This window comes from Tenacibaculum sp. Ill (assembly GCF_051938915.1).
In the GTDB taxonomy this organism is placed as follows: Bacteria; Bacteroidota; Bacteroidia; order Flavobacteriales; family Flavobacteriaceae; genus Polaribacter; species Polaribacter larymnensis.
Genome location: NZ_JBPSCW010000002.1, coordinates 729,366 through 753,267, shown reverse-complemented (window position 1 = coordinate 753,267; position 23,902 = coordinate 729,366). Strand labels below are relative to the sequence as shown.

General features: G+C 31.1%; 26 protein-coding genes. 9 read left to right on the top strand and 17 right to left on the bottom strand.

What is annotated here, in order from left to right:
• Positions 1-2 precede the first annotated feature (2 nt).
• The 7 genes from ACTPNM_RS03535 to ACTPNM_RS03505 form a co-directional block, all read right to left on the bottom strand.
• Entirely contained in the window at positions 3-605 is a 603-nt protein-coding gene (locus ACTPNM_RS03535) for a DUF4230 domain-containing protein (protein ID WP_440120648.1), read from the bottom strand.
• 44 nt (positions 606-649) lie between these two features.
• Positions 650-1,243: a lipoprotein signal peptidase gene (locus ACTPNM_RS03530; RefSeq protein WP_440120647.1), complete on the bottom strand. Its 594-nt coding sequence runs from the start codon at positions 1,241-1,243 to the stop codon at positions 650-652.
• Positions 1,244-1,369: 126 nt separating this feature from the next.
• Positions 1,370-3,262, bottom strand: a complete 1,893-nt coding sequence (locus ACTPNM_RS03525) for a M61 family metallopeptidase (protein ID WP_440120646.1) — start codon at positions 3,260-3,262, stop codon at positions 1,370-1,372.
• Between the two features lie 75 nt (positions 3,263-3,337).
• The gene (locus ACTPNM_RS03520) at positions 3,338-3,904 is read right to left on the bottom strand and encodes a hypothetical protein (protein WP_440120645.1); all 567 of its coding nucleotides are present in this window, start codon (positions 3,902-3,904) and stop codon (positions 3,338-3,340) included.
• 128 nt (positions 3,905-4,032) lie between these two features.
• Positions 4,033-4,410 carry a TraR/DksA family transcriptional regulator gene (locus ACTPNM_RS03515; protein WP_115900129.1) on the bottom strand — a complete coding sequence of 126 codons (378 nt, stop codon included), beginning with the start codon at positions 4,408-4,410 and terminating at the stop codon, positions 4,033-4,035.
• Positions 4,411-4,414: 4 nt separating this feature from the next.
• Positions 4,415-7,822 (bottom strand): isoleucine--tRNA ligase, encoded by a 3,408-nt coding sequence (gene ileS / locus ACTPNM_RS03510; RefSeq protein ID WP_440120644.1) that lies wholly within the window; start codon positions 7,820-7,822, stop codon positions 4,415-4,417.
• 125 nt (positions 7,823-7,947) lie between these two features.
• Positions 7,948-8,709, bottom strand: a complete 762-nt coding sequence (locus tag ACTPNM_RS03505) for a TerB family tellurite resistance protein (RefSeq protein WP_274640919.1) — start codon at positions 8,707-8,709, stop codon at positions 7,948-7,950.
• Positions 8,710-8,825: 116 nt separating this feature from the next.
• On the opposite strand from ACTPNM_RS03505, the gene ACTPNM_RS03500 reads away from it, so the two are divergent.
• Positions 8,826-9,236, top strand: a complete 411-nt coding sequence (locus tag ACTPNM_RS03500; RefSeq protein ID WP_073182156.1) for a BrxA/BrxB family bacilliredoxin — start codon at positions 8,826-8,828, stop codon at positions 9,234-9,236.
• Between the two features lie 170 nt (positions 9,237-9,406).
• Here ACTPNM_RS03500 and ACTPNM_RS03495 read toward each other — a convergent pair whose 3' ends face one another.
• From ACTPNM_RS03495 to ACTPNM_RS03475, 5 genes are read right to left on the bottom strand one after another with little or no spacing between them, the layout of a single operon-like run.
• Complete coding sequence (locus ACTPNM_RS03495; protein WP_440120643.1) at positions 9,407-9,865, bottom strand: LexA family protein; 459 nt, start codon at positions 9,863-9,865, stop codon at positions 9,407-9,409.
• A 25-nt stretch (positions 9,866-9,890) separates the two neighbouring features.
• On the bottom strand, positions 9,891-11,147 hold the full coding sequence (locus ACTPNM_RS03490) for a Y-family DNA polymerase (protein WP_440120642.1): 1,257 nt from the start codon (positions 11,145-11,147) through the stop codon (positions 9,891-9,893).
• Positions 11,148-11,175: 28 nt separating this feature from the next.
• Complete coding sequence (locus ACTPNM_RS03485; protein WP_047789930.1) at positions 11,176-11,382, bottom strand: helix-turn-helix domain-containing protein; 207 nt, start codon at positions 11,380-11,382, stop codon at positions 11,176-11,178.
• 3 nt (positions 11,383-11,385) lie between these two features.
• A complete protein-coding gene (locus ACTPNM_RS03480; RefSeq protein WP_440120641.1) occupies positions 11,386-11,889 on the bottom strand; it encodes a DUF2975 domain-containing protein in 504 nt (167 codons plus the stop codon).
• Between the two features lie 12 nt (positions 11,890-11,901).
• Entirely contained in the window at positions 11,902-12,429 is a 528-nt protein-coding gene (locus ACTPNM_RS03475; protein ID WP_440120640.1) for a DUF2975 domain-containing protein, read from the bottom strand.
• A 105-nt stretch (positions 12,430-12,534) separates the two neighbouring features.
• On the opposite strand from ACTPNM_RS03475, the gene ACTPNM_RS03470 reads away from it, so the two are divergent.
• The 6 genes from ACTPNM_RS03470 to ACTPNM_RS03445 all read left to right on the top strand — a co-directional run bounded on the left by ACTPNM_RS03470 (position 12,535) and on the right by ACTPNM_RS03445 (position 17,267).
• Entirely contained in the window at positions 12,535-12,996 is a 462-nt protein-coding gene (locus tag ACTPNM_RS03470; protein ID WP_047789927.1) for an Lrp/AsnC ligand binding domain-containing protein, read from the top strand.
• Positions 12,997-13,005: 9 nt separating this feature from the next.
• The gene (locus ACTPNM_RS03465; RefSeq protein WP_099214652.1) at positions 13,006-13,587 is read left to right on the top strand and encodes a HupE/UreJ family protein; all 582 of its coding nucleotides are present in this window, start codon (positions 13,006-13,008) and stop codon (positions 13,585-13,587) included.
• Between the two features lie 65 nt (positions 13,588-13,652).
• Positions 13,653-14,084, top strand: a complete 432-nt coding sequence (locus tag ACTPNM_RS03460) for a deoxycytidylate deaminase (protein WP_047789925.1) — start codon at positions 13,653-13,655, stop codon at positions 14,082-14,084.
• Positions 14,071-15,642 (top strand): S41 family peptidase, encoded by a 1,572-nt coding sequence (locus ACTPNM_RS03455; RefSeq protein ID WP_440120639.1) that lies wholly within the window; start codon positions 14,071-14,073, stop codon positions 15,640-15,642. Before ACTPNM_RS03460 ends, ACTPNM_RS03455 begins: the two co-directional genes overlap by 14 nt.
• Positions 15,643-15,849: 207 nt before the next feature.
• Positions 15,850-16,440, top strand: a complete 591-nt coding sequence (locus tag ACTPNM_RS03450) for a TetR/AcrR family transcriptional regulator (protein ID WP_440120638.1) — start codon at positions 15,850-15,852, stop codon at positions 16,438-16,440.
• A gap of 71 nt (positions 16,441-16,511) precedes the next feature.
• Positions 16,512-17,267 (top strand): nitrile hydratase, encoded by a 756-nt coding sequence (locus ACTPNM_RS03445; protein ID WP_440120637.1) that lies wholly within the window; start codon positions 16,512-16,514, stop codon positions 17,265-17,267.
• On the opposite strand, the gene ACTPNM_RS03440 is transcribed toward ACTPNM_RS03445, so the two are convergent.
• The 4 genes from ACTPNM_RS03440 to nadD are packed head-to-tail and all read right to left on the bottom strand — an operon-like array spanning position 17,257 to position 20,845.
• A complete protein-coding gene (locus tag ACTPNM_RS03440) occupies positions 17,257-17,823 on the bottom strand; it encodes an MOSC domain-containing protein (RefSeq protein ID WP_440120636.1) in 567 nt (188 codons plus the stop codon). The genes ACTPNM_RS03445 and ACTPNM_RS03440 overlap by 11 nt on opposite strands.
• A 10-nt stretch (positions 17,824-17,833) precedes the next feature.
• Positions 17,834-19,330: a GH3 auxin-responsive promoter family protein gene (locus ACTPNM_RS03435; protein ID WP_440120635.1), complete on the bottom strand. Its 1,497-nt coding sequence runs from the start codon at positions 19,328-19,330 to the stop codon at positions 17,834-17,836.
• 15 nt (positions 19,331-19,345) lie between these two features.
• Positions 19,346-20,209, bottom strand: coding sequence for a M23 family metallopeptidase (locus ACTPNM_RS03430; RefSeq protein WP_440120634.1), 864 nt, complete (start codon positions 20,207-20,209; stop codon positions 19,346-19,348).
• Positions 20,210-20,257: 48 nt separating this feature from the next.
• The gene (gene nadD / locus ACTPNM_RS03425; protein WP_440120633.1) at positions 20,258-20,845 is read right to left on the bottom strand and encodes a nicotinate (nicotinamide) nucleotide adenylyltransferase; all 588 of its coding nucleotides are present in this window, start codon (positions 20,843-20,845) and stop codon (positions 20,258-20,260) included.
• Between the two features lie 388 nt (positions 20,846-21,233).
• Here nadD and ACTPNM_RS03420 point away from each other — a divergent pair, with 388 nt between their 5' ends.
• Complete coding sequence (locus tag ACTPNM_RS03420; RefSeq protein ID WP_440120632.1) at positions 21,234-22,661, top strand: hypothetical protein; 1,428 nt, start codon at positions 21,234-21,236, stop codon at positions 22,659-22,661.
• A gap of 12 nt (positions 22,662-22,673) precedes the next feature.
• Positions 22,674-23,231 carry a hypothetical protein gene (locus ACTPNM_RS03415; RefSeq protein ID WP_440120631.1) on the top strand — a complete coding sequence of 186 codons (558 nt, stop codon included), beginning with the start codon at positions 22,674-22,676 and terminating at the stop codon, positions 23,229-23,231.
• 89 nt (positions 23,232-23,320) lie between these two features.
• Here ACTPNM_RS03415 and gmk read toward each other — a convergent pair whose 3' ends face one another.
• The gene (gene gmk / locus ACTPNM_RS03410) at positions 23,321-23,902 is read right to left on the bottom strand and encodes a guanylate kinase (RefSeq protein WP_440120630.1); all 582 of its coding nucleotides are present in this window, start codon (positions 23,900-23,902) and stop codon (positions 23,321-23,323) included.

Sequence of the window (23,902 nt, the reverse complement as noted above, 5' to 3'; positions counted from 1 at the left end):
ATTTAATCTTTCAATAGTAAAGGTTTAAAAACACCAGAATTAGTATTATCCACAACTTTCCAATTATAAATTTTAGAAAGTTGGTAAATCTTTGATAATTCTTCAAACAAACGAGTTTTAGCATCTTCTTGTAGTTGAGAAACTGTTATTGTCGATTTAATCTTTTCAATAGCTTTAGCATTCAGCTTATTTAGCTCTTGTTTAGAGAAGGTATTGAACTGACTCTGTTGTAAATCGAAATATTTAATGTCGGGAGAAATTAGAATTTCTTCTTTAGGAATTTTATTAATGATGATTTGTTTACCAACACTATCTATTTGAATTTCTAATTCTGATAAATCATACCCCACCTCAACCTTAGCATTTACTGAGAGCATTGCTTTTTTCTCGAATGTAAGATATCCGTAAAAGTATTTTTTTGCATCAGTAAAGCTATACATTTCAGAAAAATTCCCTTCTGAAACCACTAACTTACTTAGATTCTGAATTCCGTTTAAAACCACCTGAATTTCTTCTTGCTCATATTTTTTTTCCTTTTTTTCGTACCAGAATTTAGCAATTAAAAACCCTAGTGCAAAAACAGCAAGATATTTTAGTAAACGCATTAATTTCTTTTTCTATAAATATAGGAAAAGTATTTAAAGTGCTTTTATGAAGCTGGTTTTGTTTCTTTTTCTTCTTTAGGAAATGCTTGCTTATTAAATAAAAATAGTAAAGCTACTCCTATAGTAATCCAAGAATCTGCTCCGTTAAAAATAGCATTGAAAAAGGTAAAACTTTCTCCTTCATAAATAGGAAAATATAGCATGTCTACTACTTTTCCGTGAAACAATTCTCCATATGGATTATCTGAAAAAAGTGTAGCAACATTATGGTAAGAAGAATCGAAAATTACACCATAAAAAACAGAATCGATAATATTACCTACTGCTCCTGCTAAAATTAGCGCTATTGCAATAATAACGGCTGTATGCGCTTTTTTCTTGATAGATTGCCACAACCAATACACAATACCTGTAACGGCAACAACTCTAAATAAAGTTAAGAATAATTTTCCTGCTTTACCACCAAATTCAAAGCCCCACGCCATTCCGTTATTTTCTGTAAAATGAATTCTAAACCAATCATTGAAAACAATAACTTCTTCTCCTAATTGGAAATGTGTTTTGATATAAATTTTACTGATTTGATCAATTAAAATTGCCAAAATTACGGTAAGTATTGCGATGTGTTTTTTAGACATTTTTTTTATTTAATGGAAACAAAAATAAGAAAACTATTTTTATGTTTTTCTTCTGATTTATAGAAAGAAAAAGACCAATAGTCTTTGAGACATATTGGTCTTAAACTTATTCATTAAAAAAGGAAATTACCCTTTTAACCAAGCTTTTCTTAATTCTTTTTGCTTTTGTGTTGCATTAGGATCATCTTTTAAACTAGTTCCTTTGGTGTATGATTGAGTTAAAGTTGTTTTAATAATTACCTCTTTACCATCTCTTTCTAGTTTTACCTCAACTTCGTTTCCTGGTTGCCACATAAACATTTTCGTAAAAATCTGGTTTGCACTTTCCTTTGTTACTGCTACTCCATCAACCTCTTTAATTGCATCGTTAGGTTGTGCTCCATTTTCAGCCCAAAAGCTATTATCTTTTACTGCTTCTGAAAATCTGATTGTTTTTGTCGCTTGGTCTGCTCTAACAATCATAGCTCCATCATTTTGGATATAATTTGTTTTTACTTTTGATTCATTCAACACTAATCCTGCCTTTGCAAAAAACTCATTATAATTAATTGGTGTGCCTTCTACTACGTGTGTGTTCAAAAACGCTCCTATTGAAGGGTATGTCATTTCTGTAATTTCTTCAATTAATTTATCATCCTCGAATGGTTTATTTTTTCCATATTTTAATGATAATTCTTTCATTAATGACAACACGCCTCTATTTCCATTACTTTCTTCACGCATTAAAATATCAATACACATACCGATTAAAGCTCCCTTTTGGTAAACATTATAATACTGAGAAGCATAAGGCTCATCTAATACATTTTCACTCATTTTAGTAAAACTCATAGAGTCATTCATAGAAGATGCTGTTTTAATTTTACCCATAATTTTACTGTAAAATTCATCTTCTGTTACTAAACCTTGATTTACTTGAAATAATGTAGCAAAGTATTCTGTAATTCCTTCATACATCCATAAATGTTTAGAGAATGTTGGTTGATTGTAATCGAAATAATGTACGTCTTCTGAATGCACACTTAACGGAGTTACGATATGGAAAAACTCATGAGATACTACATCTATCATACTTTTTGCTAATGCTTCATCTGGCATTGCTTCTGGTAATACTACTACGGTTGATGTATGATGTTCTAAAGCTCCAAATCCTTTAGGTGCTTTTTCAGTTCCATCAGATAGATATAAATAAATATCGTAACGAGCAGTACTGTTAACACTTCCTAAGTATGCTTTTTGTGCTTGCATCATTTTCTCCATAACTTTTTTAAGCTTTTCTGCTGAGTGCTTTTTGTTTGGAGAGTATACACTTAATACAATTTTAATATCACCTACTTTAAACTCTTCTACATCTAGTTCTCCGTAAAACATCGGGTTGTCTGTAATATCAAAATAACGTGGGGCAAAATAGCTTGAAGTTAAAGTTAAACCATCTTCGCTTGTTTTTGTTCCTACTTCTTGTAATGCTGAAGTTCTTTTAAAATTAGTAGGCGAAACAACATCTAACTTATATTGATTATTTTTTAATGAATCAAAATACCCTACAAACCCATGAAGATTTAATACATAGTTAGTAGATTCTATATTGGTTCCTGCTGGTGAAAATGGTGTATCTCCTCCAATTCCTCCTGAAACTTCCATATCAAAAGTATCGTTTACCAAATAGGTTACTTTATCTAATTTTTGGGCATTGGTAATTTCCCATGTATTGGTGTCAACTTTTGTTGCTTCTAATTCGTTTCCTTCATAATCTAAAGCCTTAAAACTATCTACATATTTACCAAAATCACTTACAGAATAAGTTCCTTGGACTACTCTTGGTAACCTATATGTTACTTTTTCAACTGTAAATCTACCTGGGTTAACAGTTACCGGTACTTTATCATTATCAACCTTTGTTAAATCTAAGGTTGTTGCTATTGGGGTTTGAACAGCTAAATCGTTTGTTGCTTTTTTTGTGGAGTTACAGCTTATTAATAATAATGCTGCAATGGCTGCGGTTAGTATCCTTTTGTTCATTTCTTAGTTTTTAATTAACCATTAGACAAAGTAACTTATGTTTTGTTACGTGTAATTATTATAAAATTTTGTTAATTACTCTAATTCTATATTTATGTTGGCATGAATTGAATTTATGGCAAGTTTTTTAGAAGTTGATGGAGTTTCTTGAGAGAACGGAGATTCTTTTTTCTCTCCATTTATAAAAATTGTTCCGTTATTAGTTTTTAAGTTTAACATACTTTTTGAAGTTATTTTCGCAAATACATTTCCTTGAAAAAGACGCACATTTACGTTCCTTTCAATAATATTCAGTTTTATATTTCCTCTTTCAATATAAACATCTAAATCTCCAGCGTAACTTTTTGAATTAACTCCTATGGTTTTTCCATGTATGCTTATATGTTTGTTTTTAGGAACTTTTATAACCGCTCTAGCTCTTTCTAGTCTTCTTGTTATATATTTTCGAAAAACTTCATTTTTTAGTGTTGGAATATTTAACTCAAATGCTATTGTAATGACTTCTCCTTCTTTTTTGAACAGTATATTATGTGTATGTGGGTTTTCATCAAGTAAAATTACTTCTAGCTCGTTACTCTTTGAATTTTCTATTACAATATCGTCTAACCCGTAAGTAACTACTTCGAGTTCGTTTACTAACATTTTTCTCTTCTGTATTATTTTTTCTTGACAGTAAAGAAATTGAACACTTATTAGAGTATATAATAATAGATATTTTTTCATACAAAAAAAGCCTCTAAAAGAGGCTCTATTTATTTTAACTTTAAAAGTTATTGTTTTCGTTTTGCTTCGATACTTAAAGTAGCGTGTGGTACTAGCTTTAAGCGTTCTTTTTGAATTAGCTTACCTGTAACTCTACAAATACCATACGTTTTATTTTCAATACGAACTAAGGCATTTTTTAAATCACGAATAAACTTTTCTTGACGAATGGCTAGCTGCATATTTGCTTCTTTAGCCATTGTATCTGAACCTTCTTCAAAAGATTTAAATGTTGGCGATGTATCATCGGTTCCATTATCTGAACCATTTTTATACGATGCTTGTAACAGTTTTAAGTCTTCTTCAGCTTTTTCAATTTTCTTTTGAATGATTTCCTTAAACTCTAGTAAATCACTATCTGAATATCTTATTTTAACATCATCCATAATGCTATATTTTTTCAATTAACATTCTACTTTTAATGGTATCAAACTCAATTTCTGTACCATTTTTTAAATCATCAACAAAAACTAATTCGTTTGTTAATGTTTCTGCTTTAATGTAGTTTTCATTTGCCAATACCGATTCTCTTAAATCATCAGCTTGTAAAATGGTTAATTTTATTTTATCGGTTACTTCTAAACCTGTGTCTTTTCGTGCGTTTTGAATTCTATTAACTAATTCTCTTGCCACACCTTCTTTGCGTAATTCGTCGTTTATTGTAACATCTAAAGCAACTGTTAACCCTTCTGCATTGGCTACTAACCACCCTTCGATATCTTTCGATGAAATCTCCACATCAGCGGTTCCTAAAGTAATCAATTTATCGTTAATTTCCACAGAAATTTCACCTTCTTTTTCTATTTTGATGATATCATCTTGTGTAAATCCTTGTATCTTATTAGCTATCAACTTCATATCTTTACCAAACTTAGGCCCTAAAGCTTTAAAATTTGGTTTGATTTGTTTTACTAAAATCCCTGAAGCATCGTCTAATAACTCTATCTCCTTAACGTTAACTTCTGATTTTATTAAGTCTGCTACTGCTAAAATTTCTTCCTTCTGCGTTGCATCCAATACAGGAATCATAATTTTTTGTAACGGTTGACGTACTTTAATTTTTTCTTTAGCTCTTAAAGATAGTACTAACGAAGATATTGTTTGTGCATTTTCCATTTTACGCTCTAACGACTTATCTACTAAATCAGCATTATATTTAGGAAACTCTGCTATATGTACGCTTTCAAAACTTTCTTTTCCTGTAGCTTTTATTAAATCTTTATACAAACGATCCATAAAGAAAGGTGCTACTGGAGAACCTAATTTAGCTACCGTTAACATACAAGTGTATAACGTTTGATATGCTGAAATTTTATCTTGTGCATATTCTCCTTTCCAGAAACGTCTTCTACATAAACGTACATACCAGTTACTTAAATGATCTTGTACAAAATCAGAAATAGCTCTAGTTGCCTTGGTTGGTTCGTATTCTGCATAGAATTTATCTACCTTTTGAACTAACGTATTTAATTCAGATAAAATCCAACGATCTATCTCCGGTCTTTCATTAATAGCTATTTCAGCTTCACTATAGGTGAAGTTATCAATGTTTGCATATAAAGAGAAGAATGAATACGTATTATATAAAGTTCCAAAGAACTTACGTTTTACTTCTTCTATTCCTGCTAAATCAAATTTTAAGTTATCCCAAGGATTTGCATTCGAAATCATGTACCAACGCGTTGCATCTGGACCAAATTCAGATAATGTAGTAAATGGGTCTACTGCATTTCCTAAACGCTTTGACATTTTTTGTCCGTTCTTATCTAACACTAATCCGTTAGACACTACATTTTTATAAGCTACAGAATCGAACACCATTGTTCCGATAGCATGTAATGTATAGAACCATCCACGAGTTTGGTCTACTCCCTCTGCAATAAAGTTAGCTGGATAACTTTCTTTATTATCAATTAATTCTTTGTTTTCAAATGGATAATGCCATTGTGCATATGGCATAGAACCAGAATCAAACCAAACATCAATTAAATCGCTTTCACGCTTCATTGGTTTTCCTGAAGTAGAAACTAAGATAATTTTATCTACTACATTTTTGTGTAAATCGATTTTATCATAGTTATCTTCTGACATATTTCCTATTTCAAAATCAGCAAAAATGTCTTCAGACATTACGCCTGCATCAACTGACTTTTGAATCTCTTCTTTTAATTCAGCTACAGAACCGATACAGATTTGCTCTGTTCCGTCTTCAGTACGCCAAATTGGTAATGGAATTCCCCAGAAACGAGAACGTGACAAGTTCCAGTCATTCGCATTTTTTAACCAGTTACCAAAACGTCCTTCTCCTGTTGATTTTGGTTTCCAGTTAATAGTTTCGTTTAAATCGAACATTTTATCCTTTACATCAGTTACCTTGATAAACCAAGAATCTAATGGATAGTATAAGATTGGTTTATCTGTACGCCAACAGTTAGGATAACTGTGTACATATTTTTCAACCTTAAAGGCTTTATTTTCTGTTTTTAGTTGAATTGCTAATTCTACATCTACCGATTTTTCTGGAGCTTCTCCATCTGCGTAGTATTCATTTTTCACATACTTCCCTGCAAATTCACCCATTTCTGGACGAAACTTCCCTTGTAAATCTACTAATGGAACTGGATTTTCATTTTCATCCAATACTAACATTGGCGGCACTTCTGGTGTTGCTTGTTTTGCAACTAAAGCATCATCAGCACCAAATGTTGGGGCTGTATGTACGATACCTGTACCATCTTCGGTAGTTACAAAATCTCCTGAAATTACTCTAAAAGCATTTTCTGGGTTTTGATATGGTAAAGCAAATGGTAATAATTGCTCGTATTTAATACCTACTAAGTCCTTTCCTATAAATTCTTTTACAACTGCATATGGAATTTGCTTATCTCCTTCAGCATAATTTGCTAATTCCGCTACATCTTCTACTTGATTAAACTTCTTCCCAGCAAATTGTTTTGACACTAAGTTTTTAGCCAACACCACTTGAATTGGCTCAAATGTATATTGGTTGAATGTTTTAACTAAAACGTATTCTATTTTTGGTCCAACCGTTAATGCTGTATTCGATGGAAGTGTCCATGGTGTAGTTGTCCAAGCTAAAAAGTGTACATCTCCATCAACTTGTAAAAAGTCTGGTAATGTTTCTTTTATCGTTTTAAACTGAGCTACTACTGTAGTATCTGTAACATCTTGATAAGTTCCTGGTTGATTTAATTCATGCGAACTTAACCCTGTTCCTGCTTTTGGTGAATATGGCTGAATTGTATATCCTTTGTATAACAAATCCTTATTATAGATTTGTTTTAACAACCACCAAACCGATTCCATATATTTTGGTTTATAGGTTATATATGGATCTTCCATATCTACCCAATATCCCATTTTTTGAGTTAGGTCGTTCCAAATATCGGTATAACGCATTACAGCTTTTTTACATGCTTCGTTATATTCTTCAACCGTAATTTTGGTTCCGATATCTTCTTTGGTAATTCCTAATTCTTTTTCAACCCCCAATTCTACAGGTAAACCATGCGTATCCCAACCTGCTTTACGCTTAACTTGGTATCCTTTTTGGGTTTTATAACGACAAAAAATATCTTTAATGGCACGTGCCATTACGTGGTGAATTCCTGGTAAACCGTTTGCTGAAGGTGGTCCTTCAAAAAACACAAATGGTTCGTTTCCTTCACGTGTAGTAATACTTTTTTCAAAGATGTTGTTTTCCTCCCAATAGTTTAATATTTCTTCTGCTACTTTTGGTAAATCCAATCCTTTGTATTCAGTAAACTTCTTACTCATTTTGTCGGTTTATTAATTGAATGTGCGAAATTACGTATTTTCTTGTAATTGTTGAATTTGAGACATAAAAAAACACCTCAAATTTGAGGTGTTTTTCACATAATTCTTAATTTTATCTGAACATATTAACTAATCCCACGTTCTTTTTTAATTTGTTCGTAAGCTGCTTGAATTTTTTGAAATTTCTCGTTAGCTCCTTTTTTATGCTCTTCTCCTAAGTTTTGTAACTTATCTGGGTGATGTTTTTTAGCCATTCTTCTGTAGGCTTTTTTTACTTCATCGTTAGTCGATTCTTTCGTTATCTCTAGCATTTTATAAGCTCCATCAGACTCATCATAAAACATTGCTTTTATTGATGAGTAATCATATTCATTGATATATAAATAGCTTGCTATTTTTCTAATTTCTTCTTCCTCTACACTAGTTACTTGCCCATCTGCTTTTGCTATTCCAAACAAAAAATGTAATAATTGTAATCGCGTAGCATGCGACATATACTGACGTATTTGTAAGCAAACTTGGCGTGTAGATATTTGTTTTTTTATAATTCCATTGAATAGCTTGAATGCGTGATTTGCTCGTTCTTTACCATACATTTTCACAAAGTAAGCACGAACATAATCTAACTCTCTCTTATCTATTTTTCCATCAGATTTTATAACTACTGATGCTAATATTAACAAGCTTATTTCGAAATCACCTGATGTAGCTCTTCCTCTTCTTGGTTGACCTCCAGTCTTTTTTTGAAATTCTTGCTGTTCTTGTACAAAATCTTCTACAGAAATTCCATCAATAAAACTTCCTACAGCAAACCCAATTATTGCTCCTATTGGCCCTCCTAATGTAAAGCCAGCTCCAGCTCCAAGCCATTTTGCAAATTTTCCCATTGTTTGTTTTTTAGAGGCTACAAAGATAAAACATTACCAATCTATCTCCATACTTATTTCGAGTTGATTGTTGGCACGAAAAGAAGTATCTTTGCCTTAAATTTTAATTCAAAAATATGTATCCAGAAGAATTAGTAAAACCAATGCGCGATCAATTAATCGATGCCGGTTTTGAAGCTTTATATACTGCTGAAGATGTTGACAATGCTTTAGCCAAAGAAGGAACTACGTTAGTAATGGTAAACTCTGTTTGTGGGTGTGCTGCAGGTACTGCAAGACCTGGTGCTATCGCTTCTTTAGGAGCAGATAAAACTCCTACGAACTTAACTACAGTTTTTGCAGGTGTAGAGAAAGAATCTACAGCGAAGGCAAGAGAATATATGATTCCTTTCCCTCCATCATCTCCTGCAATTGCTTTATTTAAAGATGGTAATTTAGTACATATGTTAGAGCGTCATCATATTGAAGGACGTTCTGCACAAGCTATTGCACAGAATTTAGCCGCTGCTTACGATGAATTTTGTTAATCTTTTTAAGATACAAGATTTTTAGAGTAAAGAATAAAGACAAAAAATCCAGCAAATAGCTGGATTTTTTTATTCTGAGATACTTCACACAAAATTCAGATTGACTTTTTGATCTTTCTAAAAAAAGTCTTGATTCTTCTATCTAACAGCAAAGCGGTCTTGTTTCTCCGCTACACCTTCTTAATTACATTAGTTACAACTCCCCAAATAATAAAGTTGTTTTCTTCAGTGATTTTTATAATTGGATAATCTGGGTTTTCAGGTTGTAGCCAAACTTCACTACCTTCAACTCGCAGACGTTTTACAGTAAACTCACCATCTAAAAAACATACTGCTATTTTATTATTGGTTGGAGGAATACTTCTATCGATTACCAATAAATCATTGTCATCTAAACCTGCACCAATCATCGATTGTCCGCTTACTCGTGCAAAAAAAGTAGCTTCTTTATTTCTAATAAGTTCTTCATCTAACGAAATACGCGTTTCCCTGAAATCATCAGCAGGTGAAGGAAACCCTGCAGAAATACCTGTATCCATTAAAATTGCTCCTTCGCTTTCATTTAACTCTTTTGGCAAGAAAAAAGTCAATGTCTCTGATGCTTTTACTGGCTTTAATTTTCGTAACATCTTATTGTTTGTTATTTAACTAAACTTATTTTACCTTAATAATATCGTTAATATTTGTAGTGTATTTGGGCGATAATCGTTCTTGACGCATCTTCCAAGTACGTTGTAAATCTTGATTGGCTAATTTAATCTTATCTGCTTTATAAGTTTGATTAATTTTATCAATCGCACTCATTAAAGAGGCATGCTTCGGGTTTTCTCTTGCAAACATATCTATCTGATAATTATCTGAAGGAATCAATCCTGTTACAATTACTCCTGCTCTTTTATACTTTATTCCTTCTTTAAAAATAGTTATTACTGCTTGTACTGCACTTTTACTTATTGTTAATGTGGAATTTGTTGGATATGGAAACACAACTGTTTTACTCACTCGATGTTGTTCAGTATCTTTTTTATGATAATCACTTCGTAACAAAACAATCACCATGTGACAACTAGAGTTTTGTTTGCGTAATTTTTCTGCACAACTCACCGCAAAGGTTGAAATTCTTTCTTTAATATTATCTAAGTCAGAAAATGTATATTCAAAACTTCGGGTTGTTGCTATTGCTTTCTTATTAGTAGGTTCATCTAACTGTATTTTAGACTCTCCTTCTAAATCTTTTTTTAACTTCCAGCCAGTTATAGAAAGATTTTTTAATACCCAATCATCGTTTAACTGCGTAAAATCGTATGCCTTTTTACATCCTTTGGCGAGCAACCTCTTCTGTATACCTCTACCAATTCCCCAAACACTTTCTATAGGAGTCCACTGTAATGCTTTGATTCTTTTTTCTTCGGAATTTATTACATACACTCCTCCTGTTTCTTTTGGAAATTTACGAGCTATTTTATTGGCTACTTTACTTAACGCTTTTGTTGGTGCAATTCCTACACAGGTTGGAATCCCCGTCCACTTCAATAGTCTTTCCCTAATTTCTTTCCCATAGGAATTAAAATCATACTCATCAAAACCTTTGAATTGTAAAAAAGCTTCATCAATAGAGTATACTTCTACATCTGGAGAAAATTGTTCTAGAATTTTCATCACTCTAGCACTCATATCGCCATACAGTGGGTAGTTTGAAGACAACACTGAGATATTGTTGTTCTTACAAAATTGATCCCACTTAAAAATTGGTGCCCCAAATGGAAGCTGTAACTTTTTTGCTTCATCACTCATTGAAATAACGCAACCATCATTATTACTTAAAATAGCCACAGGTTTTCCTTGCAAATTCGGATTAAAAACCCGTTCGCAAGAAGCATAAAAATTATTACAATCTACCAACGCATACATAACTGTAAAGGTACAGAATCTTCTGTTTTTACTCCTCTACAAATTCTAAAATATCTGCTGGTTGACAATCTAATGCTTTGCAAATAGCTTCTAATGTTGAAAAACGAATAGCTTTTGCTTTTCCTGATTTTAAGATTGATAAATTTGCCGTAGTAATTCCCACAATTTCTGCCAATTCTTTGCTTTTCATCTTCCGTTTAGCAAGCATTACATCTAAGTTTACAATAATTGGCATACCTTATATTGTTAAGTCGTTTTCTTGTTTTAACTCTTTTGAAGTTCTAAATATCTCTGAAAGCACTAAAAAGAAAAGCCCAAAACAGATAGTTAAATAATGAGTCCCAACTCCAAAATCAAAATTTATGACTGATGTCGTTGTTAGTTTTAAACCAACTCTAGCAACAATCATTAAAATACCTGAAATAAGTAATAAATTTCCTATTCCCTTTAAATTCATAATTACCTTTTCTGAAAACACCTTAGTTCTAACAAATTCGGTTAACACTATTCTAAACTTATAAATTGCATTATAAACTAGCACATACACCAATAAAAAAATTGCTACAAATACTTTTGATATTATACTTGTGCCCACATTAAAATCTAATCCTAGTATTTTAAAACTACTTTGTTCTGTCATAAAAAACACAGTAGGAATCCCTATAATAAGAAAAGGAACCATGAGACTATACACAATAAAAATAAAGTCAATTAAGCTTTTTAAAATTTTTAATTTTCTCATAATTAGTTTTTATTAGATGGTTAGATCGTTTTCTTCTTGTAAAACGTTTCCTTTTCCTACAATGAAAGAAATAAATTGCACAAATAAAGCCATTACAAATACTGATAAAACTTGATTTACCGCTCCCCCTATAAGATGTCCAAGATCATACCCAGGACTAGGTTTGTTTATTAGAACTCCTAAAAGAACATAAAAAAGAAACATAATAATTCCATAGATTATTCCACCTCGACCTACTCTTCTTAATTGATTACTATTTTCTTCAGTAAACACTTCATTCTTTGAAAAATTAAAAATTACTTGTCTAAAATCAACCGTTAAAAGAACCATATAAATAATTAGAATTAAAGAAGTAATTGATAAAAAGTTATACACACCATCTGGCCAATTATCCGGTATTTGCATATTAAAAACTAAAGATCTTTCTCCTCCATTAAACAAGTAATAGAAAATTTTATGCAGCCTTTTTATAAAATCGATAAACACACTAACTACTAATAGTGTACAAAAAACCTTTAAAATACTTAATACTGATTTCATATTCAATTTTTGATTAATTAATGAGGAGGCAAATATAATAAAATTATTGAAAAACAATAATTTATTGTTTTTTATTGATAATCAAACTTTCCTTATTTTTGTTTCATGGTTAGAAAATTAAAAATTGACGGAATTGATAAAATCATTATCAAACGCCTTGTTAAAGATGCACGTACTCCTATTTTAAGCATTGCTCGAGAAGTGGGTATATCTGGTGCTGCCATTCATCAACGGTTGCGAAAATTAGACGAATCGGATTTAATTGATGGTTACAAAATGATATTAAACCCAAAAGCATTAGGATACACTACTACCGCTTTTGTTGGTGTTTTTTTAGATTCTTCTAGCCTATACTCTTCAGCAATTAAACGTTTAAAAGAAATTCCTGAGATTGTAGAAAGTCACTACACTACTGGTAACTATGCCATTTTCATTAAAATACTGTGTAAAAACAATGAAGATTTAATGCATTTGTTAAATAAGGATATTCAAACCATAAAAGGGGTTTCGAGAACCGAAACTTTTATATCTTTAGACCAACAAATAGATCGACAAATAAAAATTTAAAAACCCCGAATGAACGATTTTATCTTCTACTTTAAAACAGGCTTGTTTCATGTACTAGATTTTAAAGCCTATGACCATATTTTATTCTTAATTGTATTAGCTGTTGTATATCAATTTAAACAGTGGACAAAAGTTTTATGGTTAATCACTTTATTTACTATTGGACACTCGATAACCTTAGCACTTTCAGCTTACGGAATCTTAAATGTGCGAGCAGATTTAATTGAATTTTTAATTCCATTAACCATTTTTATTACTGGATTAATGAATGTATTAACTGCTAAAAAAGCATCAGTAGGAAAAGAAAATCAGAATTTATTTTTTGCTTTATTTTTTGGACTAATTCACGGACTTGGTTTTTCCAACTATTTTAAAATTATGATTGGAAAAACTTCTGATAAGTTTTTACCATTATTAGAATTTGCATTAGGTGTAGAAGTAGCACAAATTATCATTGTATTAGGAATTTTATTAATTGGTGCTTTAGTACAATCAATCTTTAGTGTAAACCGTCGCGATTGGATTTTAATCATGTCTTCTATCGTTATAGGCTTTGCTTTACAAATGATGTTTGACCGAGTTTTTTGGTAAAAAATTAACGACTAACTAACTCAAATCTAACTACCTTAGCTTATCTAAGAAAAACCACACTGAAAATTTTGAAGAAAAAACAATTAAAATATGACATTGCCTATTTAAAAATGGCAAATGAATGGGGACAACTTTCTCACTGTATTCGTAAAAAAGTAGGAGCCTTAATTGTTAAAGATCGAATGATTATTTCTGATGGTTATAACGGTACTCCTTCTGGTTTTGAAAATTATTGTGAAGATGAAGAAGGATACACCAAATGGTATGTACTACACGCAGAAGCCAATGCTATTTTAAAAGTAGCTTCTTCTACACAATCGTGTAAAGGTGCTACTTTATATATTACACTTTCTCCTTGCCAACAATGTAGTAAATTAATACATCAAGCAGGAATAAAACGTGTAGTATACGCCCAAGCATACAAAGATCGATCAGGATTGGATTTTTTAGAAAAAGCAGGTGTTGAACTGACGTATTTACCTTATGAACAAGAATAATTTACCTATATATTTATCTATTGCTGTAATTTTCGGTATTCTTATCGGAACTTTTTTTAGCAATGGAAACTCAAGTAACCTTATTGGAAAAAGCTCATCAAGCGAACGTAAAATAAAACGCTTGATAGACTATATTCAAAGTGATTATGTTGATGATGTAAATACTGATGAATTACTAGATGGAGCGATTGCCGAAATGCTAGGTAAATTAGATCCACATTCAGTATATATTCCAAAGGAAAACTTACAACTGGTTACTGAAAACATGCAAGGTAATTTTGTTGGTATTGGTGTTCAATTTAGAATGATTGGTGATACCATAACAGTTATTGAACCTATTAAAGGCGGACCAAGTATTGATGCTGGTATTAAAGCAGGTGATAGAATTTTGCTTGCAGATAAAGATACGCTGTACGGAAAAAAATTACAAACTTCCCAAATAATGAAAGCTTTAAAAGGGAAGCCAAATACTAAAGTTAACCTACAGGTTTACAGAAAAACCAACGATAGTATTTTTGATATTACTATTAATCGTGGTAAGGTAAATATTAAAAGTGTTGATGTTGCATATATGCTAAACGATAGTATTGGTTATATAAAGTTAGATCGTTTTGCTCGTAACACTTATATTGAATTTAAATCTTCTCTAAATAAATTACTCACCAAAGGAATGACAGATTTAGTTCTAGATCTTCGTGGAAATGGTGGTGGTTTTATAGATATTGCTAATGATATTGTTGATGAGTTTTTGGAAGATGAAAAGCTGATTGTATTTACAAAAAATAATAAAGGTGATATTGTAGAGTCTTTCGCTACTGATAAAGGAGATTTTGAAAATGGAGGTTTGTATGTATTGATAGATGAAAACTCTGCTTCTGCTTCTGAAATTGTAGCTGGTGCTTTACAAGATAATGACAAAGGTATTATTATTGGACGTCGTTCTTTTGGAAAAGGATTGGTGCAACAAGAAATGGATTTAGGAGATGGTTCTGCGGTGCGATTAACTACGGCTAGGTATTACACTCCAACAGGGCGATCTATCCAAAAACCTTATAAAAAAGACGCAGATTCAGAAGAATACAGTCACGATTTTGAACATCGATTAGAAAATGGTGAGTTATTTACCAAGGATAGTATTAAAACTGTTGATAGCTTAAAATACACAACTCCTAAAGGAAAAGTAGTATATGGTGGTGGTGGAATTATTCCTGATTATTTTGTAGCAGTCGACACCTCAGCATATATTCCTACAATATTCTTCCGTCCTTTAAATGATTTTGCTTTCTCTTATGTGGACGATAATCGTAAAAAATTGGCTTCACTAACTGTTGAAGATTTTATTAGCAATTTTGATAAAGACAATGAGGTTTCTAACAAATTCTTAGCAGAACTTAAAGATTTCAGGCTTTCTGAAAGAACAAAAAATCAGCTTCGTAGTAACCTAAAAGTATTGATAGCTCGCGAACTTTTTAGTGACGAAGGTTTGTATAAAGTAGATCAGCAAGACGATAAGATGCTACAAAAAGTGTTTGAGTTAGAACAAAAACAAAATGAATAAGAAAATATTTAAAGTAATAGTGGTGCTTTTTGCAACAGTGTTGACTTTTGAGTTCTTTAGTTTTATTATTGAGAACTTCATACATGGATGGAATCTCCCTAGCTAAAATCTCTTTTTAACCTAAATTGTAGTCTTAGCATTACTTTGTTATGTACATAATAGTAAATTTGTACTACATGTAAATTAATAAAGAGTACGCTATAACGAATGAAAAAATCTGCGAACACAAGAGCAACTATTTTACAACAAGCTTTTGAACTTATTTATAAAAAAGGATATCAATCTACCAGTATCGATGAAATAATAGCTACTACTAAAGTTACAAAAGGTGCTTTTTATTATCATTTTAAAAATAAAAAGCAAATGGGAATTGCTGTTATTAAAGAGGTAATACAACCAAAAACCATCGACTTATCTATTAGTTCTCTCTCTTCTCCCGATAGTTTATGTGATTCTTTATACACAATGATTGAAGAGTTACTTTTACACAACTCTTTTTTAACGATAGAGCATGGTTGTCCTCTAGCCAACTTAACTCAAGAAATGTCTCCATTAGACAATGACTTTAAACAGGCTCTTAACGAAGTAAAATCTCTATGGACAGATGCTATTTCTAGTTCTATAATCAAAGAACAACAAAATAACACCTTAAACCCAAGTATTAACGCTGAAGAAGTTGCTGATTTTATTATAGCTATCTATTGGGGAGCTAGAGCTTTAGGAAAATTAAGCAATAAGACAGATACTTATACCCATCATTTAAAGCAATTAAAACTTTACTTAACTGGTTTAAAATAATATCAGACTCAAAAAACATACTAGTTAGTATGTTTTTATTTTATATTTGCTTTGTTCGAAAAAAATAAGCAATGCAAATACATAATAACCATAGTCCTTCTGTACTCAACAGAAAAGAAGTTCAACAATTTAAAAAACTCTTAATTACTTCTAAATTAAAAGAAACTTATGCTAAGTTTTTATATAAAACTGGCATTAAGTCTAAACTAGATTTTGACATTAACACTATTGAAATTCCAGACTCTAAACTATCTAAACTGGCTTTAGAAGAGGCAAATGAGTTATGTAACCCGATACTTTTATATCATTCTTATAGAACCTTTTTTTGGTCGGCTGGAATTGCTCTTTCAGAAAAATTACACTATGATAAAGAATTACTTTTTGTATCATCAATACTACATGATATTGGTTTGACTGATTCTCACAACCATGTATGTAGTCAACAATGTTTTGCTAATTATGGTGGTTCTTATGCTGATGATTTTGTAAAGAAAAATGACACTGAAAATAAAGCTGCTATTATTAAAACGGCTATTGATATGCACTTATATCCTTCAGTAGACAAAAAGAAGTTTGGTAATGAAGCTTATTTACTATCAAAAGGGGCAGCTATGGATGTGATTGGTTCACACTGTTTCCAAGTTCCCACTCCTTTTATTAAAGAAGTTCATAAAACTTATCATAGAAATGGTTTCAAAAAAGATATAATAGAAACTATGGAAACACTGAATCATAAAGAAAATACCAGAGCTGATATTTTGTACAAAATGGGGTTTGCCTCTATGGCTTCAAAAAATATTTTAGATTCTAAAAAGTTTAGTTTTTAGTTTTAAACTTCGCTTCCCTCTTACTCTTATACACTTCTTCAATGGTTGGGTTTTGAGGGCAGCTTTTAACCTGTTCAAACTCATCTCCAGCTTTTACAAAACCTGTTTGTAGTATTTTAAAATAGACTCCTGGTAAATTTTGTTGCCAAAACTGTTTTACAATCTTCATGTCATTGAAACGCACACCAAGTTTCATGCATGGTTGACGCGGCTTAGTAACTTCAATAATAACTTCTCCCACTTTAAAAGTATCTCCCACGTGCAATTGACTTTCCTCTAAATCCGAAACAGTCAAGTTTTCACCAAACATTCCAAGTTCCCAATCTAAATTTGGATATAACTCTTTCCAATATGCATAGTGTTTCTCTGAATAAGCATACACTGCTTGGTCTATTCCTCCATGATACTTTCTATCACAAATAGCATCATCTTTTACTTTTTCTACATCTAAAAAAATAGGAGTTTCAACAGGGAATTTAAAAATACCTGTTGTCACAATTTTTCCTTTCCAATCAATTTCTTTTCTTTCTCCAATGTTAGTAGCTACAATTTTCATTTTATTTTTTTTATTCAATTAAGAAATCTTCTAATACATCCGCTATTTTTCTATTGTCTGATAGCTGTGGGATTTTATTCTGACCTCCAAACTTTCCTATGGATTTCATATACTCGTGGAAACCTCCTTTTTTCACTTTTCTAATGATAAGAGGACGTAAAATTTTACCTTCAATTAAATCAAAGTAATATACATTTTGCTCTTGCATAGAAGCATCAATTTTAGATGCTAACTCATCCAAGTTCTCAGGTTCATTTTCAAACTCAATAAACCACTCATGATATGGTAATCCACTTTCAGGGTTTACTTGCGGAGCTACTGTGAACTCACTCACATTAACATCTGTTCCTTTTATAGCGTCGTTTAATGCTTTTTCAACCTCTTTTCCTATTACATGCTCCCCAAAAGCAGAAATAAAGTGTTTTATACGTCCTGTTACTTTTATTCTGTAAGGCTTTAACGAAGTAAATTCAACAGTATCACCAATATTATAGCCCCATAAACCAGCAGAAGTGTTTAAGATAATAACATAGTTTACTCCTAACTGAACGTCTTTTAACGATATTCTTGTTGGGTTTTCATCAAAAAATTCATTTGCTGGAATAAATTCATAAAACATTCCTGAATTTAATTGTAGCAACATACCTTTTTCAGTTTGCGAATCTTGATATGCAATAAATCCTTCGGAAGCAGGGTATAACTCTACATAGTCTATTTTTTTTCCTATCAACGCTTCAAACTTATTCTTGTATGGTTCAAAGTTTACTCCACCATACACAAAGAAATTAAAGTTTGGAAAGAGTTCGGAAACATTCTTACCTGTTTTCTCCTTCAAACGTTCAAAATACATTTGTACCCACGACGGAATTCCGCTTATCACCGTCATATTCTCTGGTAATGTTTCCTCAACTACTTTATCTACTTTTGTATCCCAATCTTCAATACAGTTGGTTTCCCAACTCGGTAAACGGTTTTTTAAGAGGTAATTTGGAACATAATGTGCTGCTATTCCACTTAAACGTCCTAATTTTACTCCGTTTTTATCTTCCAAAACTGGACTTCCTTGTAAAAAAATCATCTTCCCATCAACAAAACTAGCGTCGTTTGTTTCTGTTATATAAAACAACAAAGCATTTCGAGCTGCTTTAATGTGTGTTGGCATCGATTCTTTACTTATAGGAATGTATTTTGCTCCTGAAGTTGTTCCTGAAGTTTTAGCAAAATATAAAGGCTTTCCCTTCCACAAAACATTTTCTTCACCTGCTACAACTCTATCTACATAATGACGTAAACCTTCATAATCATTTATTGGAACTCTTTTTTTAAAATCTTCGTAATTGTTGATTGATATAAAATCGTGATCTTTTCCAAATGCTGTTTTACACCCTTCAGTAACCAAATATTCAAAAACTTTTTCTTGAGTTTTGTGTGGGTTGTTTGCCCATTTATATACTTGTTTACGAACAATTTTCGCAAATGGAATTGCTAGTATTGATTTTATGCTCATTCTCTTTTTTCTTTTTTACTGAAAATCTATATAGTTTGTTGGATTTACTGGAAACCCGTTATTCCACAACTCAAAATGTAAATGAGGACCTGTGGTTAGTTCTCCTGTAGAACCTACGCTTGCGATTGCTTCTCCCGATTTTACAACATCTCCTTGTTGTTTTAATAAGGTTCCGTTATGCTTATAAACTGAAATAAACTCGTTAGAATGTTGTATGGTTATTACATATCCTGTTTCTGCTGTCCATTCTGCTAAAATAACCGTACCATCTGCTACTGCTTTTACTGGTGTACCCGTTTTTGCTACAATATCAATAGCATAATGTTTATCATTAACATCAAATGGTTGCGAAATGCTTCCTGTTAATGGGGAAAAGAATACATTTTTAACTCTATTTGCTCCTCCATTATACAAAGGAAATAAGTCTTTACTCTCAACTTTTTCTCTAAACAAAGAATCCTCCTTTGATGCTTGTAATTTACTTTCATCAAAAGCTATCGTTTTCATTTCTTTTGTTATAGAATCTATTTTTTCTGGCTCTATTTCTCCTGTTAAAACAGGTTTTAAAGCTTTAGTATAACCTTCAAGAACTGACAACCTAGTTTTTAGCGAATCTGTCTCATATGTTAATCGAGTGGCTTTCTTTTTTAAAGCTGTTGAAGAATATCCTGGTATGTATTCTCGTATACCTGTGAATGCAATTAACAAAGTAGTAAGTACAATAAGAAGTATAGAAAACACTCCTCCAAATACAAAAACGTTTAATCGTGATAATTTTAAAGAAAATCGTTCTTGAAACGTATCTTCATTTATAATTACTAAGCGATATTTATCCGTAAGTTTTTGTTTAAGCTTTCGCTTTTTTATTTTTTTTGCCACGTTTTATACTTGTTTGGATTTCAAATATACAACGAAAAAACGGCGAAACTATTTTTTATAAAAATTCATCTCATCTATATACTTCCACACCTTATCAGACAGCAAAGGTTTGCAGTTTTTCCCTTCATTTATAGCATTGCGAATCATGGTTGAAGATATTTGTACAATGGGAGCTTCTACTCTATGAATTTTTTTGTGATCTTTAAATTGATTTTCTACCACGCCGTTTGAAACTCTGGGGTAAACATAAATATCATAATCTTCTAAAATAACTTCATAGTTCTTCCATTTATGTAAACTTTTCAGATTGTCTTCTCCCATAATTAAGCTAAACTTATAATTAGGAAATTTCTCTGAAATATGAACTAATGTATTTATTGTATAGTTTGGTTGTGGTAGCTTAAACTCAATATCGGATGGTTGAATTTTCTCATATTCCTCAGTTGCTAAATACACCATTTCTAAACGATGATGATTATCTAACAAAGAACTTTTCTTTTTAAAAGGGTTATGAGGCGTCACTACCATCCAGATTTCATCTAAATCAGAATTTTCAACCATATGGTTGGCTATGATTAAATGTCCTATGTGAATTGGATTAAAAGTTCCGAAGTACAATCCGATATTTTTAACCATTAAATATTACTATTACTTAATTAACTGTAAAAATATTGTATTCATTTTACTTTTTTACTCATCAAATAAAATTTATTTCAAAAAAATTAGGGTTTATTAATTTTCAATTGTTTTAAACATCAAAAAAGTTATGATCTTTCTTATCTAGAAAGAAAAAGGGTTAAAAATTAAGCTAATTATCACAATCATTTTTTAAATAAATTTTCTATAAAAAAAACACTATTAACACTTTTTGCAACCATTATTATGTTTTCTTGTAATAATGAAAACAATGCGCTCATTAAAGAAAAAACAACGAATAGAGCATTAAATGTTGAATACAATAATGGTCTTTTAATATTTAAAGATATTAATTCATTACAAAGAAACCTATAACACTCTTAAAGAAATGGAAAACCCTAAGGAGGGGTTTAATAAGTTTTACAAAGACGGTTTTACTCCTTTAAAAGTTGCTGGGTATTTAACAGAGCAAGAAGCAGAATCTTTTTATTATTTAAAACAAAAAAAATACCTAAATAAAAGTAGTAAAAACAATTATCCTGAAGAAAATCTTATTCAAAACGAATTATTTGCCAACTTATTAAATGAAAAAGGAGAAATAGAAGTTGCTAATAAGATATATAAATATACAGAAAAAGGAATATTTAGTGTTAACAAGGAAAATAGAAAATTGTTAGATAATATAACCTCTAATAACAACAAAGGAAAAGCTTACAAGAATGATTTGGTAGAACTATATATTCCAGACAAAAGTAAATTACCTAATATGAGAATAGAACCTCCAAGAGAAATAGAATACCCCGAAGGTGGTGGAGGTGGAGGTAGTACTCCAACCCCTAATATTGGTCTTCCTACAAATACATCTCATTTTAGTGTTTGCTTAAACACCAAAGACGGATGGATAGATAATATTTTTGGAAAATCTTACGCTTGTGAATATAAGTTTAACAGCAAAAAGAAACTAAGAACGGTCTTTGCTGCGGAAGATTATTGGCTTTTTACTGATGTATATATGCAAGCTAAATTTAAACAAAAAACTTGGTTTGGGTGGTTTTCAGATAGAAGTGCTAATAAAGTCTATATCAAGAATAAGAAATCTATCTTTAAGATGAAAACAAGAAACATAGACATAAGTATAAATTCAAAAGAAGCTAAAAAAGTTTATACTAAAATAAGTGAGTACATAAAAAAACTTTTAGAAAAAAAAGAAACAATTAGTTATTTATCTGGTGTTTATGATTTAGACAACAAAACTCTAACATCTACACAACTAAGCTACAATGATTTAGTAATGTACGCTAATACACCTGTATTTACCCCAAAAAAACATGTAAGAAAAAGTTTTATAGATTTAGGTATTAATATTAAAAATTTGTTTAAAGGAGGAGCTAATAAAGTTGCTGTTGTAAATATTTCTGGAAAGAACGTTTTAAATCTTAAAAGTAAAGATTTTTACTTTTATGCTGGAAAAGCACTACAAAACACCTTAGTTGATTTAAGGAAAAATCAAAAAGGAGCTGTTATAATAACAAACTATGATCCAGATAAAGACAAATATAAACCCATAGCATATTTCTTTGAAAATGAAATTGTAGAGGTAAAAAAGCTAGCTATAGCGCGAAGAACATTTAATCTACCTAAAAATTTCAAAGTAGATAAGGCTTTATTGAGTTTTACAGATGGAGATGGTAATTCAGATTTTGTTTTAGATTTGAAATTCACTTGGGATATCGTAGGAAGTGTTTCTGTTGATATGGAATCGGGAGCATACTACAATAGACAGTGGGGTGGTTCTAAATTTAGAGTTGAATATTAATCAATAGTTATAATGAAAAAAAATATTTTTAGTATCGTTTTATGCTTCTTTGTAATAAGCATGACTTTTTCTCAAGAAAAATTAAAAGCAAGTTTAACCAATCAATTTAAAATCAATTATTATCTAACAGGTTTAGACGCATCATACGAAATTCCTTTAAATAACAAATTTACTTTTGAAGCAGGAGCAGGTATTGGAGCGGGAAGCTTTATTAGAAGCCTTCCTTTTTTAGAAGAATCTTTTCGAATAGACTTTAACACTTTTCCTGTTCTAAGATTAAGGAGTAAATTAAAATATATTTACAACAGAGAAAACAGAATAAAGAAAGGAAAAAGTATTGATCATAATTCTGGTAATTACTTTGCGCTACAAGGAACTTTTTCTTCTAAAAAAGAAGATGTAGCAAACAATATACTTTTTAGTGAGCTACACTGGGGAATTCAAAGAAGTTTAGGAGGCAATTGGCTTTTTAATATAAATGCTGGTGTTGGCTATGCAAAAGATTTCAATTCTAAATTAGACAGATTTTATCCAACAATAGGATTAGAATTTTCTTATATTCTCTTTTAATAAAAAATCTTTTTTGAATATAACAAACCCCATCATTTTAATTATAAAATGATGGGGTTTGTTATGATTTTTAGCTTTAGGTTCTTTTGTTATAACCCTAAAAAATCATCTACTAAATCTTCTGCCTCTTGTAAAGCTACAGGTAAATCGTAGTTTTTAATGATTTTATCAAATTGTGGCGCTGTTGCTAACTCTACTGATGCTTTAGCAATACGCATGTTAATTTTATCTTCGCTTTCAGTACTTCTTTTCTTTAAACGAATTTTCAATTCATCAACACTAGGTGGTTTTACAAAAACGGCTAAGGTTTCTTCAGGAAATTTCTTCTTAATACGTAAACCTCCAACTACATCAATATCAAAAATTACATGTTTTCCTTGTGACCAAATTCGTTCAACTTCTGTTTTTAACGTTCCATAAAAGTTATCACGATACACTTCTTCCCACTCTAAAAACTCATCGTTTTTTATTTTTTGCTTGAACTCTTTTGCTGATATAAAATAATAATCTTTTCCATCTACTTCTTCTCCTCTTGGTGCTCTAGATGTAGCAGATATAGAAAACTCTAAATTAAAACGTTCTTGTGCCAACAAATGGCGTACAATAGTGGTTTTACCTGAACCTGATGGTGCTGAAAACACAAATAATTTCCCTTTAAACTCTTTCGACAT